Source organism: Nitrosomonas sp. GH22 (assembly GCF_009833115.1).
GTDB classification, from domain to species: domain Bacteria; phylum Pseudomonadota; class Gammaproteobacteria; order Burkholderiales; family Nitrosomonadaceae; genus Nitrosomonas; species Nitrosomonas eutropha.
In genome coordinates this window covers 1-20,695 of sequence record NZ_QRCA01000010.1, presented here as the reverse complement: position 1 = coordinate 20,695, position 20,695 = coordinate 1, and the positions used below count along the sequence as shown (strand labels likewise).

At 49.5% G+C, this 20,695-nt stretch carries 16 protein-coding genes and 1 pseudogene; 8 read left to right on the top strand and 9 right to left on the bottom strand.

From position 1 onward, the window contains the following. Nucleotides 1–8 precede the first annotated feature (8 nt). The 5 genes from ABF86_RS03685 to ABF86_RS03665 all read right to left on the bottom strand — a co-directional run bounded on the left by ABF86_RS03685 (nt 9) and on the right by ABF86_RS03665 (nt 10,504). Complete coding sequence (locus ABF86_RS03685) at nt 9–3,008, bottom strand: type I restriction endonuclease subunit R (protein ID WP_160803464.1); 3,000 nt, start codon at nt 3,006–3,008, stop codon at nt 9–11. Between the two features lie 308 nt (nt 3,009–3,316). Next, nucleotides 3,317–7,078, bottom strand: a complete 3,762-nt coding sequence (hrpA, locus tag ABF86_RS03680; RefSeq protein ID WP_074685439.1) for an ATP-dependent RNA helicase HrpA — start codon at nt 7,076–7,078, stop codon at nt 3,317–3,319. Nucleotides 7,079–7,084: 6 nt separating this feature from the next. After that, nucleotides 7,085–7,564: a hotdog fold thioesterase gene (locus tag ABF86_RS03675; protein WP_011634395.1), complete on the bottom strand. Its 480-nt coding sequence runs from the start codon at nt 7,562–7,564 to the stop codon at nt 7,085–7,087. A 30-nt stretch (nt 7,565–7,594) separates the two neighbouring features. Continuing rightward, nucleotides 7,595–8,704 (bottom strand): 3-deoxy-7-phosphoheptulonate synthase, encoded by a 1,110-nt coding sequence (locus ABF86_RS03670; RefSeq protein WP_011634396.1) that lies wholly within the window; start codon nt 8,702–8,704, stop codon nt 7,595–7,597. A gap of 144 nt (nt 8,705–8,848) precedes the next feature. Next, entirely contained in the window at nt 8,849–10,504 is a 1,656-nt protein-coding gene (locus ABF86_RS03665) for a DNA mismatch repair protein MutS (RefSeq protein WP_011634397.1), read from the bottom strand. A gap of 147 nt (nt 10,505–10,651) precedes the next feature. Here ABF86_RS03665 and ABF86_RS03660 point away from each other — a divergent pair, with 147 nt between their 5' ends. From ABF86_RS03660 to ABF86_RS03640, 5 genes are read left to right on the top strand one after another with little or no spacing between them, the layout of a single operon-like run. Continuing rightward, the gene (locus ABF86_RS03660; protein WP_011634398.1) at nt 10,652–11,230 is read left to right on the top strand and encodes a DUF2062 domain-containing protein; all 579 of its coding nucleotides are present in this window, start codon (nt 10,652–10,654) and stop codon (nt 11,228–11,230) included. A gap of 12 nt (nt 11,231–11,242) precedes the next feature. Beyond that, nucleotides 11,243–12,397, top strand: coding sequence for an efflux RND transporter periplasmic adaptor subunit (locus ABF86_RS03655; protein WP_074685437.1), 1,155 nt, complete (start codon nt 11,243–11,245; stop codon nt 12,395–12,397). Then, the gene (locus ABF86_RS03650) at nt 12,394–13,065 is read left to right on the top strand and encodes an ABC transporter ATP-binding protein (RefSeq protein WP_011634400.1); all 672 of its coding nucleotides are present in this window, start codon (nt 12,394–12,396) and stop codon (nt 13,063–13,065) included. Before ABF86_RS03655 ends, ABF86_RS03650 begins: the two co-directional genes overlap by 4 nt. Next, nucleotides 13,062–14,264, top strand: coding sequence for an ABC transporter permease (locus tag ABF86_RS03645; RefSeq protein WP_011634401.1), 1,203 nt, complete (start codon nt 13,062–13,064; stop codon nt 14,262–14,264). Before ABF86_RS03650 ends, ABF86_RS03645 begins: the two co-directional genes overlap by 4 nt. Nucleotides 14,265–14,269: 5 nt before the next feature. Beyond that, nucleotides 14,270–15,469: an ABC transporter permease gene (locus ABF86_RS03640; RefSeq protein ID WP_074685435.1), complete on the top strand. Its 1,200-nt coding sequence runs from the start codon at nt 14,270–14,272 to the stop codon at nt 15,467–15,469. A gap of 9 nt (nt 15,470–15,478) precedes the next feature. Here the strand turns inward: ABF86_RS03640 and ABF86_RS03635 are convergent, their stop codons facing one another. Beyond that, complete coding sequence (locus ABF86_RS03635) at nt 15,479–16,003, bottom strand: cytochrome P460 family protein (RefSeq protein WP_041353488.1); 525 nt, start codon at nt 16,001–16,003, stop codon at nt 15,479–15,481. Nucleotides 16,004–16,598: 595 nt separating this feature from the next. On the opposite strand from ABF86_RS03635, the gene ABF86_RS03630 reads away from it, so the two are divergent. From ABF86_RS03630 to ABF86_RS03615, 3 genes are all read left to right on the top strand, one after another. Then, nucleotides 16,599–17,444: a methylated-DNA--[protein]-cysteine S-methyltransferase gene (locus ABF86_RS03630; RefSeq protein WP_011634404.1), complete on the top strand. Its 846-nt coding sequence runs from the start codon at nt 16,599–16,601 to the stop codon at nt 17,442–17,444. 2 nt (nt 17,445–17,446) lie between these two features. Further along, nucleotides 17,447–18,160 carry a 2OG-Fe(II) oxygenase gene (locus ABF86_RS03625; protein WP_011634405.1) on the top strand — a complete coding sequence of 238 codons (714 nt, stop codon included), beginning with the start codon at nt 17,447–17,449 and terminating at the stop codon, nt 18,158–18,160. Between the two features lie 409 nt (nt 18,161–18,569). Further along, entirely contained in the window at nt 18,570–19,196 is a 627-nt protein-coding gene (locus tag ABF86_RS03615) for an alpha-ketoglutarate-dependent dioxygenase AlkB (protein ID WP_011634406.1), read from the top strand. Nucleotides 19,197–19,325: 129 nt separating this feature from the next. Here the strand turns inward: ABF86_RS03615 and ABF86_RS03610 are convergent, their stop codons facing one another. From ABF86_RS03610 to ABF86_RS12730, 3 genes and pseudogenes are all read right to left on the bottom strand, one after another. Continuing rightward, on the bottom strand, nt 19,326–19,913 hold the full coding sequence (locus ABF86_RS03610) for a DUF938 domain-containing protein (protein ID WP_074685433.1): 588 nt from the start codon (nt 19,911–19,913) through the stop codon (nt 19,326–19,328). A 20-nt stretch (nt 19,914–19,933) separates the two neighbouring features. Continuing rightward, nucleotides 19,934–20,353 carry a glutathione S-transferase N-terminal domain-containing protein gene (locus ABF86_RS03605; RefSeq protein ID WP_242500151.1) on the bottom strand — a complete coding sequence of 140 codons (420 nt, stop codon included), beginning with the start codon at nt 20,351–20,353 and terminating at the stop codon, nt 19,934–19,936. Between the two features lie 31 nt (nt 20,354–20,384). After that, nucleotides 20,385–20,695, bottom strand: a pseudogene (locus ABF86_RS12730) (transposase); the annotation flags it as partial.

Sequence of the window (20,695 nt, the reverse complement as noted above, 5' to 3'; positions counted from 1 at the left end):
CGTCCTTATTATTGCTCATACGCACCCAACCCTGAAATCTCCCGCCCTTGGGCGAGTTTCTTGAGCAGCGGAATCAGGTCTTCCATCAACGCTAGCTCCGCCTTGGTGCGTGCTTTCCAGCCCAATTCTTGCGGGGCGAACAGCTCGCTTAATTGCTCGCCATCAAACACCATGCGGCGCAAGGTGGTGTCCACAAAGGTTTGCAGGGTTGTGACTTCCAGGCTGTGTTTGGCTGCGATGCTGGCCAGCGCCTTGACGTGCTTGTCGGCTTTGAAACGCTCGAAGCCTTCACGGATGGCTTTCTCGTCCAGCGCCTTGCCTGCTTCCAGTGTGCTGATGTATTCGGCGATGTCGTCGCGCTCGTCGATGAACTTGGCGTCGGACTGAATTAAGCTAATCAACTGATCGCGGCTCATTTTCTGCTTGCCCGGCGCTTCGCTGGCGTAGCGAGCAATCAGCGCCATGATGTAGTCGTAATCAATGATGCTGCTTGCAAACAGCACAAACTCGAAATCAAGCTGCTGCACGGCGGCGGGGGCCTGGTTACCTTGTTTGTCCTGAATTTCTTTCAGGCGTTTGGCCGTTTCCAGATAGGTGCTGCGGAAGCTTAAAAGCTGGTCTTTGGGCAAGAGCGCTTCGATTTTGGTTTTTTGCTCGGGCTCCAGATCGGTGTATTGGTCGAGCTGGGTTTTCAGGCGCTGCACTTCCTTGAAGCGATTGACGAATTCGATGCGGGCGGTATCGCCCTTGAGGTTGTAAACGGCTTCGGGTTCGCAGACGAGGTTTTTGGTTGCCATGAATTTTTCCATGGCTTTGATGGCGTGTTCGTATTTGTGGATGACCTCGGCGGCAGGCTCCACCAGCCAGATTTCTTTGGCGGGTTTGCTGGCTTGGCCGGAGAACAGGCCAATGGCGGTATCGACGGCTTCCGTTTGCTGGCGGAAATCGAGGATGTTGCCGTAGGGCTTGGTGTCGTTGAGCACGCGGTTGGTGCGTGAAAACGCCTGAATCAGGCCGTGGTACTTGAGGTTCTTGTCCACGTAGAGCGTGTTCAGGAACTTGGAATCGAAGCCGGTGAGCAGCATGTCCACGACGATGGTGATGTCGATCTTCTGCGCGTGCGGCAGGTCGGCATTGGGCCATTGCTGATCTTTGATGCGCTTTTGCACGTCCTGGTAATAAAGATCGAACTCGCCAACGCTGTGATTGCTGCCGTACTGGGCGTTGTAGTCGGCAATGATGGCTTTCAGCGCGGCCTTTTTTTCATCAGGCGCTTCTTCGTTATCGGCCTTTTCCTGCGGCAGGTCTTCCTGAATCTGCTGCACGTCTTTATTGCCCTCGGCGGGCGGGGAAAACACGCAGGCAATGTTCAGCGGCTGAAAGTCGGCGCCATTTTCTAATTTTTGTTGGGCCTGCTTTTCCGCCTGCAAGGTTTTGAATAGCGCGTGGTACTCGATGGCATCGTTGATGCTGGCGGTGGCCAGCACGGCATTGAACTTGCGCCCGGCGGTGGCGGCGTCGTGCTTGGCAAGGATGGCTTCAACGATGGCCTTTTTGGCCAGTGCTTCGCCAGGTTTGGCTGCCTTTTTGCCGTCGGTCTTGCCATCCGGCTTGTAGTAGTCGACATGGAAGCGCAGCACGTTGCGGTCTTCGATGGCGTGGGTGATGGTGTAGGCATGCAGTTGCTGCTGGAAGATGTCTGCCGTGGTCTTGTAGCTGGCTTGCTGGCCCTCGATCTGTTGATAGCTGGCGTTTTGATCGAAGATGGGCGTACCAGTGAAGCCGAACAATTGGGCGTTGGGGAAAAACTCCTTGATCGCCTTGTGGTTCTCGCCAAATTGCGAGCGATGGCATTCGTCGAAAATGAACACCATGCGCTGGTTGCGCAATGGCTCCAGGCGCTCCTTGTAGTTGCGCTTGTTGCTACCGTCGAGTGCCAGACCGAGCTTCTGGATGGTGGTGACGATCACCTTATCGGCGTAGTCATCGGAGAGCAGGCGGCGCACCAGCGTTTCGGTGTTGGTGTTTTCCTCAACGCAGCCTTCCTGAAACTTGTTGAATTCCTCGCGGGTCTGCCGGTCGAGGTCTTTGCGATCCACCACGAACAGACATTTGTCGATGTCGGGGTTGTCTTTCAGCAAGGTCGAGGCTTTGAACGAGGTCAGCGTTTTGCCGCTGCCGGTGGTGTGCCAGATGTAGCCATTGCCGCAGCGCTGGTGGATGCATTCGACAATCGCCTTGACCGCATAGATCTGATACGGGCGCATCATCAATAACTTTTGCTCACTGGCCACCAGCACCATGTAGCGGCTAATCATCTGGCCCAGCGTGCATTTGACGAGGAAGGCGTCAGCAAAGCTGTCCAGATGGGTGATCTTGCTGTTGTCTTCGCCGGCAAACTGATACAGCGGCAGGAAACGCTCGTCGGCGTTGAAACTGAAGTGGCGGCTGTTGTTGTTGGCGAAATACCAGGTGTCCGAGCGGTTGCTGACGATAAACAACTGCAAGAAACACAGCAGAGTCTTGGTGTAGCCGTTGCCGGGGTCGTTCTTATAATCGACGATCTGCTGCATCGCCCGGCGCGGGCTGATGGCCAGCGTCTTCAGTTCGATCTGCACCACGGGCACGCCGTTGATGAGCAGGATCACATCAAAGCGATGGTGGCTGTAGTCCGTGCTGATGCGTAGCTGGTTGACCACCTCGAAGTTGTTCTTGCACCAGTCCTTGATGTTGACCAGCGTGTAATAGAGCGGCGTGCCGTCGTCGCGCTCAAAGCTGTTGCGCTCACGCAGGTGCTTGGCTGCGGAGAAAACGTCGGGGGTGACGACAGACTCGAGCAGGCGTGCGAATTCGCTATCGGTCAGATGAACGCGGTTGAGCGCCTCGAAGTGCTGGCGAAAGTTCTTTTCCAGTGCGGCGCGGTCACGGATATCCGTGCGATAGGTGTACTTGAGATCCTCCAGCTTCAAGATCAGATCATGCTCAATCTGGTTTTCTGTTGTTGCCATTGGTTATAGTTTTTTATAGGTATTTCTAAAAATACCGGTTATGCGGGATGTAAGGTGCATGGAGTATAACAACAAGATATACCAAATAGATAAACGTGGCAGTGAGTATCACTCAATGCTGCGGTTCACCTGAAAAGCCAATTTTTTGAATTGCTGGCACAGCGTATCGCAATTACGCTGGTTAAAAGATAAGGTTAATCAATGTCCCTCTTTTTAACTGACAAATCCTCAAACAGGTATTTTTGACGTGACTGCTGGTTCAACTAATTTTTCTTCAAGGCCAACGGGATTCAGCAGCAAAACCACAGTTACTCATGCACGCTTTCCCACAGTTTTTGTAGGCGTTTGACTGATACAGGCATGGGGGTTTTCAGTTCCTGGCTGAACAGGGAAATACGCAGTTCTTCAATTTGCCAGCGGAATATTTCCAGATTCGGGTCGGTTACGCTGGCCTGGCGGTGTTTATACAGGCGTTGTTCGTACTGTTCCCACAGTGTGGTGACGATTTCGGTTTGTTCCTGGTCGCGTTCCGGATTTTTGTTGTATTTGTCGAGGCGTAGAATCATGCCTCTGAGATAACGCGGGAGGTGTTGCAGGTATTGCCAGCGAGTAGCACTCAGAAATCCAGGGTAAATCAGGTGGTGCAGCTGTGTTTCCAGATCTTTTTTCAGGGAAGCCACTGATTTTTCCAGAGTGGCTAGTCGCTTTTTCAGTTCCTGGCAAGGCTGGGCAATCGCATGGATCAGCTCAGCCATTTCCTGCGAAACAGTTCCCAGCCGTGTGCGTGCACGTGTAGATTGTGCGGTAAATTCATGTTCGTTACGCGGTAGCGGATCATCTCCGATCAAGGCCAGATCAATAATGGCCGAATGGATGTCTTCCCTGAGCCTACCAATCTCGATCAGATTGCTCATGAGTAATACTGCTTTCTGATCGACGGGTAAATTTTTTTCCAGTTGCCTGATTCTGTCCTTAAGTGCAAGGCATAACAAACGCCGTACACCTTCCCGCATACTGTGCTGCGCACCTTCCTGTGTATCAAATATACGAATGGCAACACTCTGCTCCTGATCAACCAGTGCCGGATAGCCGGTCAGTTGCTGACTGCCCCGGTTAAAACGAGTCTCCTGCGGCAATTCTCCAAAATCCCATTGGGTAATGCCGTCACGTTCGATTGAATTGGGTTCTGCCCCGGCGCCATGCGTAAATAATTGCTGTGCTGTCTGACCAAATTGTGCTTTTAATTCAGTCAGATTATGTCCCATGCCCAGTGTGGTGCCGGTATCGTCAATTACTTTGACATTCATTTGCAAATGCACGGGTAACGGTTTGTCATCCCAACTATCCAGCGGCACCTTGATTCCGGTTTCGTTGCGGATGAATGTGGACAGGGATTCAACAAGCAGCACGGCCTGATCCGGGCAGGTGTCCAGCCATTCCAGAAAGCGGGTAACGAATTGCGGCACCGGAATGGCATGACGGCGGATCGGCTTGGGTAGCATTTTCACATACCAGGTCACTTTTTCCCGGATTAACCCCGGTACCAGCCGATCGAAATGAAACGGCATAAATTGATTGAGCAACGGCAGCGGGATGGTAACTGTTACTCCATCCAGAGGATGACCGGGATCAAAGCGGTAGCTCAAGGGCAGATCATGGCCAGCTACTACCAGTGTTTCAGGAAATTGCTCGATGGTTGCTGCATCTGCAGCTTGCCGCATCAGCATTTCCCGCGTCAGGTACAACAGCCTGGGGTCAATCTGTTCTACCTGCTTGCGCCATTTTTCAAAGGTATTGCCACTACTAATATCTGCAGGAATACGCGCAGCATAAAACTCGAATATCTGCTGATCATCCACCAGAATATCCTGTCTTCGCACCTTGCTTTCCAGTTCGCAGATTTCATCAATCAACTGCTGATTGTGCTGCAGGAAAGGTGCATTGCTTTTATATGCTCTTGCGACCAATGCTTCACGGATAAAAATTTCGCGTGCATGGGCTGGGTCAATCGGGCCATAAGCCACGCATCGTTTGGGTACGATGGTCAGGCCATACAGGGTGACACGCTCAAACACGACAGCTTGTGCGCGCTGTTTTTCCCAGTGCGGATCAAAGTAGTGTTTTTTACACAGTTTGCCAGCGATTTTTTCTAGCCAGATTGGATCGATGGCGGCTACACAACGTGCATAAAGTTTGGTGGTTTCTGCCAGCTCGGCCGCAACTACCCATTTCGGCTGTTTTTTTCTCAGGGATGATCCAGGGAAAATTGAAAACTTGATTGCACGCGCACCTTCGTATATCCCCTTCTCATCCGATTTGAAGCCGATATTACCTAGCAGGCCGGACAGCAGCGCCCGGTGAATTTCATCATAACTGGCAGGAACCTGGTTGGGACGTAACCCCATTTCCTGAATCTGCGTATGCAACTGGCCGTGAATCTCGCGCCATTCCCGCATTCTGCGATGGGAAATAAAATTTTTCTGACATTGTTCAATCAGCTTTTTATTGGATTTTTTGTGTTTGAGCAGATCGTTATAGAAATCCCACAATTTGAGATAACCAATGAAATCGGAGCGATCATCGCGGAATAGCTGGTGCGCTTGATCAGCCGCCTGTTGATGTTCAAATGGTCGATCACGCGGATCCTGCAGACTGAGGGCGGAAGCGATGATCAGCACTTCGGTCAGACAGTTTTCTTGCCTGGCGGCAATAATCATGCGGGCAATTTTAGGATCGATGGGAAACCTTGCCAGTTGATGCCCGGTTTGTGTCAGCCCTTTTTGCTCATTCAGCGCACCAAGTTCCGATAAAAGCTGGTAACCATCGGCAATCATGCGCGCAGCAGGCGGCTGAATAAATGGAAACTGTTCCACATCTCCAATTTTCAGCGATTTCATGCGCAAAATAACCGCCGCTAACGAGGAACGCAGAATCTCCGGATCGGTATATTGCGGGCGGGCAGCAAAATCTTCTTCTGAATACAGGCGAAAACATACGCCGTTCATCACCCTGCCGCATCGTCCAGCACGCTGATTGGCCGAAGCCTGGGAAATTTTCTCGATCAGCAGCTGCTCCACCTTGTTGCGATAGCTGTAACGATTAATGCGTGCCAACCCGGTATCAATCACATAGCGAATACCGGGAACCGTGAGTGAAGTTTCGGCAACGTTGGTGGCCAGCACAATGCGTCGCCGTTGGCCAGGCATAAAAATACGCGCCTGTTCTGTGTGGGACAATCGGGCAAACAGGGGCAAGATCTCTGTGCCAGCCCTGCTACCGGGGCCGGAAAAGGTGTGTTTACGCAAGATTTCTGCGGTTTCCCGTATTTCCCGTTCTCCGGGCAGGAATACCAGCATATCTCCCTCCCCCATGTGCATGGCTTCATCAACCACATTCAGAATGACTCGGGACAGATCACGCTCCTCACCATCTGCCTGATCGTTGAACGACCGATAATGGATCTCTACCGGGAATAATCTGCCAGATACCTCAATGACAGGTGCATTATTAAAATGGGAAGCAAAGCGCTGGGCATCAATGGTGGCAGATGTAATAATCAGCTTCAGATCCGGACGGCGCGGCAGTAATTGCTTGAGATAGCCGAGCAGGAAATCGATATTCAGGCTGCGCTCATGCGCTTCATCGATGATGATGGTTTGATAGGCACGCAGCATGGGATCTTGCTGTGTTTCAGCCAGCAAGATCCCATCGGTCATCAACTTGATACGTGTATCAGGATGCGTCTGATCAGAGAAGCGGACTTTATAGCCGACCAGTTGTCCAAGCGGGCTGTTCAGTTCCGTGGCAATACGTGCAGCAACGGTTCTGGCAGCAATACGCCGGGGCTGGGTATGACCAATCAGTTTTTTGGCACCCCGCTGCTCTCCAATACTATGTTCCAGTTCCAGGCATATTTTTGGTAACTGCGTGGTTTTGCCGGAACCGGTTTCACCACAGATAATAACGGCTTGATGCTGCGCGATCGTGCGCGCGATTTCTTCACGTCGCGCGACGACCGGCAGTTCTTCCGGATAGGTGATGCGGGTAATTGATTCGGAGGGAGGTGCCAATAAATGTTACTTGCCGACGATGATGGTCTCTTTTTGGTTGCTGAGTGTGCCCTGCTCAATAATGGCAACGGTTAGCTTGGAAACAGCAACACGCTTGCCAGTGGCCTCCTCGGTAATGTCCGTTTGCCAGACCTGGATGCGTCTGCCGACATGCAACGGCGTACATACACCAATGACATTTCCTTCAGCCACTGCCCGGATATGGTTGGCATTTATTTCAATGCCAACAGCCCGGTAAATTTCAGGGTTGATCGTCATCCACGCGGATACGCTGCCCAGGGTTTCGGATAGCACGCAGCTGGCACCCCCGTGCAAAATACCAAAAGGCTGGGTGGTGCGATGATCTACCGGCATGCTGGCCTTAAGGAAATTCGGGCCAACTTCCAGGAAGCGTATACCAATATGCACACCCATATTGGCATTACGCAACCCTTCCAGATAATCAATAGTGTAGTTTTTAAACCAGATCGCTTGATCAGAACTCATATTGTCTCCACATACTTAACAGGTCGGGGCTCAGGAATTTGCAGCAGAATGGATTGGGATCAATACCGGTTCGGCGCGATGTTTACCTCTGCGCTTTTCCACTGCTTCGGCCAGATCGGAAAGTACCTGTTGTGTTGTCTCGAAATCAATACAGCCGTCTGTAATACTCTGTCCGTAAACCAGCTCTTTCAATTGTTTGCCTTCCACATTCTGCCGACCTGCCACCAGGTGGCTTTCAAGCATGACACCACTGATTGAGCGATTACCTTCCGTAATTTGTCGTGCAACATCAGCAGCCACTTCCGGCTGACGCCGATAATCCTTGTGGCTGTTCGCATGGCTGCAGTCGATCATCAGATAAGGAGGCAGTTTAGCTTTTGTTAACGCCTCAACTGCAGAAGCAACATTTCCTACATCATAATTAGGTGATCTTCCGCCACGCAGGATGATATGACAATCCTCATTTCCCCTGGTTGTGAAAGTGGCCACCCGTCCTTCTTTGGTGACTGACAGGAAATTATGCGGGTGGGAGGCTGCACTAATTGCATCAATTGCAATATTCAGATTACCGTAGGTGCCATTCTTGAACCCTACCGGACACGAAACACCGGAGGCCAGTTCGCGATGTCCCTGGCTTTCAGTTGTCCGGGCACCGATAGCTGCCCAGCTAATCAGGTCGGCCACATACTGCGGGCTGATCAGATCAAGAAATTCAGTAGCAGCCGGCATATCTGTATTGCCCAGTTTCAGCAATAAATTGCGAGCCAGTCGTAACCCTTTGTCAATATTGAAACTGTTATCCAGATCCGGATCATTGATCAGGCCTTTCCAGCCAACGGTTGTGCGGGGTTTCTCGAAATAAACCCGCATAATGATATGTAACTGACCTTTCAGCTCCTGACGCAGACGACTCAGCCGGGAAGCATATTCTACGGCTGCATCTACATCATGAATTGAACACGGGCCGCAAATGACAAGCAACCGATCATCCTCTCCCCGCAATATGTCATGGCACTCCTGCCTGGCAGTGACCACTGTTTCCGTTGCACGCTCGGTCAGAGGGTGCTCACGAAGCAGTTGCACTGGCGTGATCAGCTCATCTCCTCTGATAATGCGCCGATCGTCAGTTTTATGTTCCACTGATAATTCCTCGATGATTATTTCTCTCCATTTGTCCTCGCTACTCCACAAAAACGTACTATCCACTGTTCACTGTTACATTATGTGGTTCAGCTCTGCCTTAACAAGTAGGTCTATTTTACTGCGATGTCTCGCTAATCTCCATCATTCCTGTAACGAAGCCAGATGACTGGCCACATCTTCCTTGCTGAAACCGATTGCACTGGCAATACGGTCTGCATGGCTGATGCGCGAGACACCCGGAACAAGCCGGTGTGTCGGCTTCTCTGAAACGAATTCAACTTGCAGATAGTCTCCGATTTCTTCCTGCTGCAAACGTTCGCACAATTCGTGATTATGGGTCACCAGCAGCGTGGTGGCACCCAGCTGATGAAATCCTTTCAGCACATACTCCGAAAGTGTCATTTTTTCTTCAAAGGTGGTGCCTTCCGCCAGTTCATCCAGTATCACCAGAGAACGTGGTGTCGAATTGAAGAAGATTTCGCGGGTTTGTTTCAGCTCATGTGCAAAACGCCCCATTCCTTCCTCCAGTTGGCCGGGAGCAGGAATCTGATAAAAAATATGCTCTGCAGGCACTATTCGTGCTTGCGTTGCTGGGATATACGCTCCGGCTTGCGCCAGCAGCTGAATCTGAGCAACCGTTTTGCAGTAGGCGGTTTTTCCACCGCTGTTTGGCCCCGTCACGATCAGCAAGCGTTTATTGTTATCCAGCGTAATATCGTTGGGAACATAATCCGGATGCGTCCGTACCAGCAATGGGTTTTTGGCGGCAGAAGCAACCAGTGTGTGACGTTCGTTCCTATAGATTTCCGGCAGAACGGAATCTCCTGGTATGGAATGCGCATGCCGACGCAATGCCAGCAATTCATCAATCATCCCCAGTGCTTCAATTGCTCTAGCCAATTCCGGACTACTCCGAAACAGTTTCTGCAGCGGGTAGATGACCGAATCCCGGTCGGATGCACTGACTGCTTGTAAAATGATCGGAATGATCGGCACAAGCAGGATCAAAACCCCATAGCCAATGTAGCTGGCACCCAGCTCGCTCAGTGTACTCTGAAAGAAAAAAAGCAGACCGGCCATAAAAACCAGAAAGAAACCAATAAACGGCCACTTGAACACAGAGGGGCGAAATCGCGGAATAGGTAAGCGAGATTTTTCTTCTCTTGTCAGAAATTTTCTTTCCGAGACATAGATGGGTCCATGCATGAGTGAATAAGTACGTGTCCGGGCAAAATCACGCAACGCTTGCACCAGCGTGCGCAGGTAATCACTATTGGGAGTGGGAAGCGCTTCTGCCTGATCTACCATATCTACGGCAAAACCAGTGCCATCAACAAACTGACGATAGCCGTATCCACCAAATTCCAGTCTTTCCTTACCGGTTTTATCTTTGGGATCATCGGTCGTCAGTCCGCCTGCAAACTCGCCGTAAAGCAGATGGTATAGTGAGGTTTCATCGAACGCCATTCGTTTGATGTACTTTTCCAGGGCGTCCAACAGCTCAGGATTGGATTCAAGTTCACGCAACGCTTCCTGCTTGCTTTGTAATAATGCAGCATCGGTCACCGGGCGCGCAATTGAGCGGTACAATACGGATTGCCCTACCCGGGTCTGTGCATGGTTGATTTCATCAAACAGGGCATCAGCCTCCACCGCAACAAAAGTCTTGGCATCCAGTGCCCCGTAATTATCTGCAGTGGGTTTTGTATCCCGTATCTGCGTCTGATGTTTGCCGGATGACAAAATGAAACTTTCGCGCCAGACAGAAGCAGTAACAGCTTGTGATGTATCATTCATATTTTTATATATTGATGGATTGCAATTGAACTTAGCTCGTACAACTTTAGACGATTTTACTACCTCATGCAGGGATTAATGGTGATAAAACCTCCCTCATCGCCTTACTATTAATTACTAAGTAATTAATTTTTTTGGGCAAGAATCATGCTGCGTAAAATTTTTAAAAAATATCTGCCTTCTCACGAAAGTATCCAGCAGAGCCGCTTTGTGAAATTTTTTGGCACGCTGCTGTATCATCATAACCTTTGGCATTTACACCGTCGCTCTGTTGCCGGAGGAGTAGCTGCCGGTCTGTTCGCCGGTCTGGTTCCGGGCAGCAATCCGGTGCAGTTCTTTTTTGCCACTCTGTTTTCCGTGATTTTCAAGGTCAATCTGCCCATCGCTGTATTTACGACGCTTTACTCCAATCCTTTTACTATCGTACCGCTTTATATAGCAGCGTATTTTTTGGGTAGCTGGGCGACCGGCAGCAAGATAAGTAGCATGGATGACCTGCCTCCACTGGAATTGCATTTGCTGGACAAACATCTTTCTGAATGGGCTCCCGTACTGACGGACTATCTGGCAACCCTCGGGAAACCACTGATTGTCGGGCTATTTTTACTAGCCTCCCTGCTATCTGTCACCGGCTATTTCGCGGTACGCATGTTCTGGCGTTACTACGTTATCCATACATGGCATAAACGAGCCAAGCGTAAGCGTCACTCCAATAATAACCCCTAACCTTTCATCTTCATGCCTGGAACACGTTTACTGCTTCGCATAGCAGGCATTGCGCTACTGATTACCGCAGCAGGGTACATCACTTGGCATTTAACCAGAAGCCAGCCTCTGGAAGTGGAACTGGCGACCGTTAGTCGCGGTGCCGTTGAAGCCACGGTGGTCAATACGCGCGCTGGCACGATCAAGGCATGCCGACGAGCCAAATTATCTCCACAAGCAGGTGGCCAGATCATCCGTATGGAAATCAGAGAAGGAGATCGGATCAAGAAAGATCAGGTGCTACTTGAATTATGGAATACCGATCTGCAAGCACAACATGATCTGGCAAAGCAGCAATTGGCTACAGCAGAAAGCCGGCGACAGGAATCCTGCATCCTGGCTGACAACGCACAACGTGAATATATCCGCACCCAACAACTGGTTGAGAAAGGATTTGTTAGCGTACAGCGTGCCGATGATGCAAGCGCTACTGCCAAAGCCAACCGGGCAGCCTGTGCCGCCACGGGTGCAGAAGTCAGGCGAGCGCGTGCACAGATTGCAGTCAGCCAGGCCAACCTGGATCGAACACAGCTTATTGCTCCTTTTGCTGGAGTCATTGCTCAGATCACAGGAGAACTGGGCGAATATGTCACCCCTTCCCCGCCGGGAATTCCCACCCCGCCAGCAGTTGATCTGATTGATGACTCCTGCCTGTATGTCAGTGCGCCGATGGATGAAGTCGATGCACCCAAAATCCGGGTGGGACAAGTTGCACGCATCACGCTGGATGCCCTCCCTGGCCAGATTTTTGAGGGGAAAGTACGTCGTATTGCCCCTTATGTGACTGAAGTCGAGAAACAGGCGCGCACGGTGGATGTGGAAGCCGAATTTGCCAATCCTGATCAGGCTGTTTTGCTGGTGGGTTATAGCGCAGATATCGAAGCAATTATTGATCATCGTGAAAATGTGCTGCGCGTTCCCACCCAGGTGATCCGTCAGGGCAACAAGGTTTGGGTGCTGGATCAAGATAGCAGGCTTGAGGAGCAAACGCTGAAAACAGGCCTGGCAAACTGGGCCTATACCGAAGTGCTTGAAGGGTTGTCTGAAGGGGATCAGGTACTGCTGTCCGGCGATAGTGGAGAAATCAAAACGGGCACACAAGTGACCCCCAAATCTCCTCAGCCATGATACAGCTCCAGGGTATCACCCGGATTTTTCATATGGGGGATCAAGCTATCCATGCACTTGACCATATTGATCTGACAATCGACTCTGGTGAATATGTTTCCATCATGGGGCCTTCCGGATCGGGTAAATCAACCCTGCTGAACGTTATCGGTTTACTCGACCGGCCGGATAGCGGGCATTATCTACTGGATGGCAGAGACGTCACCGCACTGTCGGAAACCGAGCAAGCACAAGTTCGCCGGGAAAAAATTGGTTTTGTTTTCCAATCTTTCCATCTGATCCCGCGTTTGACGGCTGCAGAAAACATTGAAATTCCTCTGATACTGACTGGCATGCCTTCAATAGAGCGTAAGGAGCGCATCGCAGAAACCTTGCAGGCATTCAATTTGAGTGATCGTGCACACCACCGACCGGCTGAACTATCTGGCGGGCAGCGCCAGCGGGTGGCCATTGCCCGCGCAACGATCTTGCGTCCTACTGCATTGCTGGCGGATGAACCCACCGGCAATCTTGATCACCGTATCGGCTCAGAAGTAGCAACGTTGCTGGAAGCATTGAATCAAACAGGTACCACGCTTATCGTCGTAACGCATGATCGCGAACTGGCATTACGCGCCCGGCGCCGGGTTGCCATGCACGATGGTCGGATCGAAACCGACGAACAATGAGACTACAGGATCTCCTGCGTTTTTCCCTTAAAACTATTACCAGCTACCCTGCTCGCTCGTTTTTGATCATACTGGCCATGGCATTGGGTGTGGCTGCAGTGATCATTCTGACTGCATTGGGCGATGGGGCGCGCCAGTATGTCGTCAATGAATTTTCTTCGATCGGCACCAACCTGATTATTGTCCTGCCTGGTCGTTCCGAAACAGCAGGGAGTTTTCCAGGCGCAGTCATGGGCCAGACGTCAAGAGATCTGACGCTGGATGATGCTCATTGGGTAGGAAGGCTGCCACAAGTCAGGCGTTACGCTCCCCTGAATGTCGGTGTGGCTGAACTTTCTGCTGCAGGCAAGCTGCGGGAAGTCACGCTGATGGGCACCACCGCGGATATTTTCCCAATCCGTCACATGAAGCTTTCACAGGGAAAATTTCTTTCAAGCGCGGATGAAAGCAGTGCCCAGATTGTATTGGGTGCCAAGATTGCACAGGAATTTTTCCCGGATGGAAATGTACTGGGGCAGCGCGTTCGCCTGAGTGATCGGCGTTTTCTGGTCACCGGCGTGATGGCGGAACAAGGCGAATCCATGGGATACAACTCGGATGAACTGGTCATTATTCCTATCCAGCATGCCCAGACATTACTCAACACTAATTCGCTGTTCCGGTTGCTGATTGAAATCCGCCATCATGGCGAAATCGATAATGCCAGGGAAGCAATTCGTCAAACGCTCATTCGACGTCATGACGGGGAAGATGATGTCACCGTAATCGCCCATGATGCTGTACTGGCTACATTTGAACGTATCCTGCGTGCATTGACACTGGGGGTTGCCGGTATCGCCGTCATCAGCCTTGCTGTTGCCGGCATTTTGGTGATGAATGTTATGCTGGTATCGGTCAGTCAGCGCACGGCAGAAATTGGGCTACTCAAGGCAATTGGCACGCCGGCTGCTGTCATTCGCTATATTTTTCTGGCTGAAGCCGTCTGGCTATCCCTGGCGGGAGCCCTGGCCGGATTCATACTGGGACAGGCAGGCAGCTGGGCACTACGTCTGGCATATCCGCTGTTGCCCGCCTGGCCACCACTCTGGGCCAATTTTGCCGGAGTAGGAGTCGCAGTATTGGCCGGCGTTCTGGCGGGATTATTACCGGCAATCCGTGCGGCGAAACTGGATCCGGTTGATGCACTTGGCAAGCGATAAAGTCGATGAATCTTGTTGAATCCCTGAAATTTGCACTCCGCGCATTGACCGCCCACCGAACGCGCACATTTCTGTCTGCATCCGGTATTGCCATCGGCATTGCCGCCGTGATCCTGTTAACATCAATCGGTGCAGGTATCCAGCGTTTTGTGTTATCCGAATTTACCCAGTTTGGAACCAACATTGTGAATATCACACCCGGCAAGACTCGTACGCGAGGTGCTTCGACCGGATCAATTAGCAGTGTGCGCCTGTTGACAATTGAGGATTCGCTCGCGCTGAAATCCTCTCGCCATGCGGTCTATACCAATGCAACCGTCACCGGGAACGCGGAAGTACGCGGTAACGGCCACAGCCGACGAGTTACTGTATATGGCCAGGGGCCGGATTTCGATCGGGCATTTAATATGCACACTGCGATCGGGCAATTCCTACCAGCGGACGATCCGCGTAATCCACGCGCCTTTGCTGTGCTCGGTGCAAAAGTACACAAGGAGCTGTACGGCAGTACCAATCCGCTTGGCTCGGTACTGCAGGTCGGTGGTTCACGTTTTCGTATCATTGGTGTCATGGCCTCCAAGGGCCAGGTACTGGGTTTTGATCTGGATGATACGGTTTACATTCCCACAGCACGGGCATTGGAAGTTTTCAACCGGGAAGGTGTGATGGAAATTCAGGTAGTCTATCCGCCAGCCACACCACTGGATGAAGTCACGCAAGATATCAAACGTATCATGCTTAAACGGCACGGGCGTGAAGATTTTACGATAACACCACAGCAGCAGATGCTCAGTACACTCTCTACCGTACTGAATGTACTGACTTTTGCCGTCGCGGTATTGGGAGGAATTTCATTGCTGGTCGGAGCGGTGGGGATGATCACACTGATGCACATCACTGTAACAGAACGGATGGCCGAGATCGGCTTGCTGAATGCATTGGGTGCAACCCCCATGCGTATCCGTATCTTGTTCCTGCTGGAATCCACCGCGCTTTCGACGCTGGGGGGGATTGTCGGATTAATCACAGGATCAGGGATTGCCGGACTACTGGGAATACTGGTCAGCGATTTGCCCATCAGCATCCCGTGGCGCTATGTCATCGCGGCATTGCTCCTGTCAGGGGTAATCGGGCTGGCAGCGGGCATTGTTCCCGCCATACGCGCAGCCCGTCTTAATCCGGTGGATGCCCTACGCGCTGAGTAAAGCCTGGCTTCAGTGATTTTTTACGTAATCCACTAACTTCTGGAAGGAAAATAGATTGTCCTGTTTCTGTAACGGGTTATGACATTGTGCACAATTCAGATCGTTATCCTTTACTTTGCCATTTGGTTCATACAAGGCAAACCCCCAGTTACCGGAGCGATCTTCTGCTTTAAAAGTGCCATCCCAGTCACTTCTTTTTTCCATAACACCTACAGCAGCCAGTTTGTCGATGACAAACAAGCCATCCTCACCCGATTGGATTTTGCCCTCGGCATCTTTCTTGGGTATATATATTTCCATAACCACAACTGAACCGGGAGCAGCCTCCTCACCTTTTTTGTAGCTATCCACGGCAATCTTATTTGCATAGAATTTTGCTAACTGTGTTTGATTAGCACGGTTAGCGGTGCCATATTGCGAAAATATCTCAGTATAATTTTCCGGAAACTTAACAAACTCCGGGTTTCCTCCCCCAAAGGCAGGGAATGACAACGTTAAACCGATCAGTGCAGACAAACCTAAACTTGATTTCATTTTTTCTCTCCTTTTAAAAATCATTCTGCGGGCAAATCACCAGCAAACATGATTTACTTTGTTTTTGAGCGGAAAACGAAACATACGTGTAAAACACGCAAATTCCACTGACATTATAGACGCTCCCCATACAAATCATGAAACCTATCATCTGGATGATGATACTCATCACAGAAATTCCTGCAGAGTCAGAAAATACCCATCCTTAATCATCTTGCAGACTGACCGGAATATCTCTCCGGACATGCAAAACGTCAATGTAAACGGCGGAAATCGAACCACAACGCTGATAATGACATTCAAACTTATGAAAACAGCTCAGAAAAAATGGTTTTGATTAAGCGGCTGAAAATTGTTAGCAGATGTCGTTTTCGGCGTTAAATTTGTGACGCGATTAAACAAAATAGAGATCAAAAGCAGATGGCTACTTGATCCTCCATACATTCAATTTGACTATCGCTCATCGCAAACACAATCAGCCCTTGCTTAATCTGCGCTACAAATTTGATAGTCAGCAAGTTTCGGGTCGTGTTTATGAAAATTCGCTTTTATTCTATGGGGATAGGAAGGATAGAATATAACGCGAAGGATAAAAATGATGATCGATCAAGCGCAAACTCATTACGACCGTATTGTCAAAGCAATCGAATATATTCAAGAAAATTTTAAACAGCAGCCTGCTTTAGAGGATATTGCGGCGGCAGTACATTTAAGTCCGTTTTATTTTCAACGACTGTTTTCTGAATGGGCGGGAGTGAGTCCCAAGAAATTTGTCCAGTATCTTAGTTTGGAATACGCTAAAAGTTTGTTAAAAAACAGGAATTCCAGCTTGATGGAAGCAGCGTATGAGACAGGGCTATCGGGAGCCAGCCGATTGCACGATCTCTTTGTGAATATAGAATGCATGACGCCGGGTGAATTTAAAAATGGTGGCAAAGCCTTGCGTATCGATTACTGTTTTGCTGACAGTCCGTTTGGGAAAGTGATGATCGCATCTACCTCCAAGGGAGTTTGCCGGATCGCTTTTGAAGAGGATGAAGTCTTGGCTTTCAGCAATCTTAACAAGAGCTTTCCCAATGCTTCCTATACACAAAGGGTTAATCAATCTCACCAGGCTGCCCTGTTTATTTTTCAAAAAGATTGGTCACGGCTGGATGAAATCAAGCTACATTTAAACGGCACGCCGTTCCAACTCAAAGTTTGGGAATGCTTGCTCAAAATTCCGATGGGCGATCTAACCACCTACGGCCATATTGCAAAAACAATCGGCAACCCTAAAGCCTCCAGAGCTGTCGGTACGGCAATCAGCCGTAATCCCGTCGCATTTCTCATCCCATGCCACAGAGTCATCCAATCCAGTGGGCAGATCGGCGGTTATATGTGGGGGGCCACCCGAAAATCCGCGATGATTAGTTGGGAAGCCGCGAGAACGGGAGCATGAACATGCAAGACACTCTGAAAAAGATAGCTGCGGCGAATTGGCAACATGTGGCTGATGACATGCACGAAAAAGGCTATGCGATCGTGCCCGGTATTTTGTCGGCTGTGCAGTGCCGTCATTTCATTGAGCTTTACGACTGCCCTGACAGCTATCGCAAAACGGTAACCATGGCGCGTTATAGGTTTGGCCTGGGGGAGTATAAATATTTTGCCTACCCGTTGCCGGATATTATTCAGGCCTTACGGGAAAAGCTCTATGCCAAACTCGTTCCTGTTGCTAATCGATGGATGAACGCTTTGAATATCGAAACGCAGTTTCCAGAAAAACTGGCAGACTTGCATAAGCAGTGCCGCGACCATCATCAATGTCAGCCAACCCCCTTGATTTTGAAATACGGCAAAGGCGGGTTTAACACCTTGCATCAGGATTTGTACGGGGATATTTATTTCCCAATTCAAACCGTATTTTTTTTAACGGAACCTGATGAAGATTTTACCGGGGGCGAATTTGTCTTAACGCAGCAAACATCGCGAGCACAGTCCAAGGCAATCGTGTTAAAACCCAGGAAAGGCGACATGTTGATGATGACGACTCACTTTCGCCCTGTGAAGGGAAGCAGAGGTTATTACCGCGCGAATATGAAACATGGTGTCAGTGAAGTGCATAGCGGGCAACGCTATACGATGGGTATTATCTTTCACGATGCAGTAAGTTAAAGATCAAATAAACTCAGGCAGGGAGAGTGACGAATCCTGGCTGATGGTACTTGGGGTAGATGATTTACTAAAATCAATCACATTTTACGAAAATGGGTTTGTACCCCCATATTTTGAACACCTAATGGAAAATGTCACACTCCCTAAATTTACCCCTAACTCTGTTAAGTGGATAGACCCAGAAAATGATTCGGCATAGTGAAATTAGTGATCAGGATGTAAGGCGAGGGATAAAAGCCCTGCACATTCAATTTGGCGGCAACAGTCAACTGCAAATCTATGGCACTTTGGGATGTCAATCTGGCAAAAGAATGCGGCGCAAAAATCGGGTATTTTTTGCCAGTGCTCAAGCAGCCATCGAGGCAGGTTATCGCCCTTGCGGCAATTGTATGAAGGAAGCGTATAAGAAATGGACCGGATCACGCATACTTTAGATGCCCCTGAAAATCTGTTACCCCAAGCGGGGGAAGTCAATTATTACGGGCCAATTTTATCGCTGGAAGAATCTGATCGTTATTTAGCGATACTTCTGAAAGATATCGCGTGGCAACCGGATGAAGCGATTATTATGAGCAAACATATTTTGACCAAACGTCATGTCGCCTGGTACGCGAATTCACCCTTTCAATACACGTATTCGAAAATCACCAAACAGGCTCTGCCATGGACGCAGGATTTATTGGAGTTAAAAACGATTACTGAGCAGGTAAGTGGGGAGACATTCAATTCATGCCTGCTGAATCTTTATCATGATGGCTCCGAAGGCATGGCGTGGCACAGCGATGCAGAAAAAGATCTGAAAAGAGACGGGGCGATCGGCTCCTTAAGCTTGGGTGCAGAACGGAAGTTTGCATTTAAGCATAAGCGCAGCAAGGAAACCGTTTACATCCTGCTGGAACATGGTAGCCTGTTAGTGATGAAAGGAACCACCCAAACCCATTGGCTTCACCGGTTGCCCCCAACCAAAACCATCCATACCCCCCGCGTTAATTTAACATTCCGCATGATTGTGAATCAGGGTATTGAGGTGACGTAATAGAATTTTTCAAAACAATGGAATATCTAGCCAAAGATTCCACACTGAAAACACTGCCTACCTACCCATTTCTGTGAATAGGGTGAACAGGCTCGCAGGCGCAGCAACAGTTACCTGTTACAGCTTAGCTTAGCGTTTAAAGTGCAATAATCGGTTATTAGCGGGCATGTCGTAATCTTGCTGCAAGTTGAAGCCAGCCTTAGCGGCAAGGGCAATCACATCTTCAATATTACGAATGCCCATTAACAGATCGCGTTGTTGTAAATGCTGATTAAAACTAGCATTACTGGCACTGGTAAATTGGCCATTGTAGTTAAAAGGGCCGTAAATACACAGCTGTGCTTCAGGTAAGCAAAACTCATTTAAGTGTTGAAACAGTTGTTCAACTATCTGCCACGGCATGATATGCAAGGTATTAGCAGTAAACAGCGCATCCACTTTTTCAGCACTAAACACCGAGCTAGTAATATCCAAAGCTAGCGGGGCAGATAAATTTGCCAAGTTAGCTTGTTGGATCCGGGCGCTAAGGTCGGATAAATAAGCCGGTTGATCGCTACTTTGCCAGTTTAAGTGTGGTAAGTGCTTAGCAAAGTGGACGGCATGTTGGCCGGTGCCACTGCCTATTTCTAACACCCGCTTGCTATGCTGAAATACCTGCGTCAACACCTGCAGAATAGGCGCTTTGTTATTTTCACAAGCTTGAGAAAATGCTAGCACTATCTTTTTACCTACTTAGGTTATTCTGCCGCAAAGCGTTGCTGCAGGTAGGCAATAATATCGTTAGATTCATACAACCATTGCACCTCTCCGTTATCATGGCTAATACGTAAGCAAGGGACTTTAATCCGGCCTCCACCCGCTTTGAGAGCTTGGCGATGGGTTGGATTATCCAGGGCGTCGTACTTAACAACATTCAGGCTTAACCGGGCCATTTCTTTACGTACCCTAATACAAAATGGACAAGCCTTAAACTCATACAAAGCTAACTGACTGCAGTCTGCATCAACTTGGGCTTGCGCTTCACTATCACGATTTATGCCTTTAGGTGTGGTTAGCTTTTCGGCGATTAGCATAAAAGGGGTTAAAATAATTCGAATAAGTTTAAATACCAAACGCATATATTGACCACCTAAAAATTCAAATAAAAATTGTTGCACATTATGTCATAACCACTGCTATATAATGTAGTCACAAGATATCCACCCAGAGGGCGAGACATCTAATTTGTACGGCGGCAAGGAAAGAAGAGGTATTTTTGGTGTGTCTGTAGCAACGCTACCTTTTGAAAAGAAGGAAAGTATTTTCGGCGAAATACCTCAGTTTATACAGCGCTTGATCATAATGTCTTTGCGTCTTCCGGTTCTTCTTTGGAGGAATAACAACCTCCACTCCCCGTTTTTCTGCCTGTTCAATAATGGCATTACTGTCATGCCACGATCTGCCAGCAGATGATCTGCATCCATCCCTTCGATCAGGCGGCCAACTTGCGTGCAATCAGC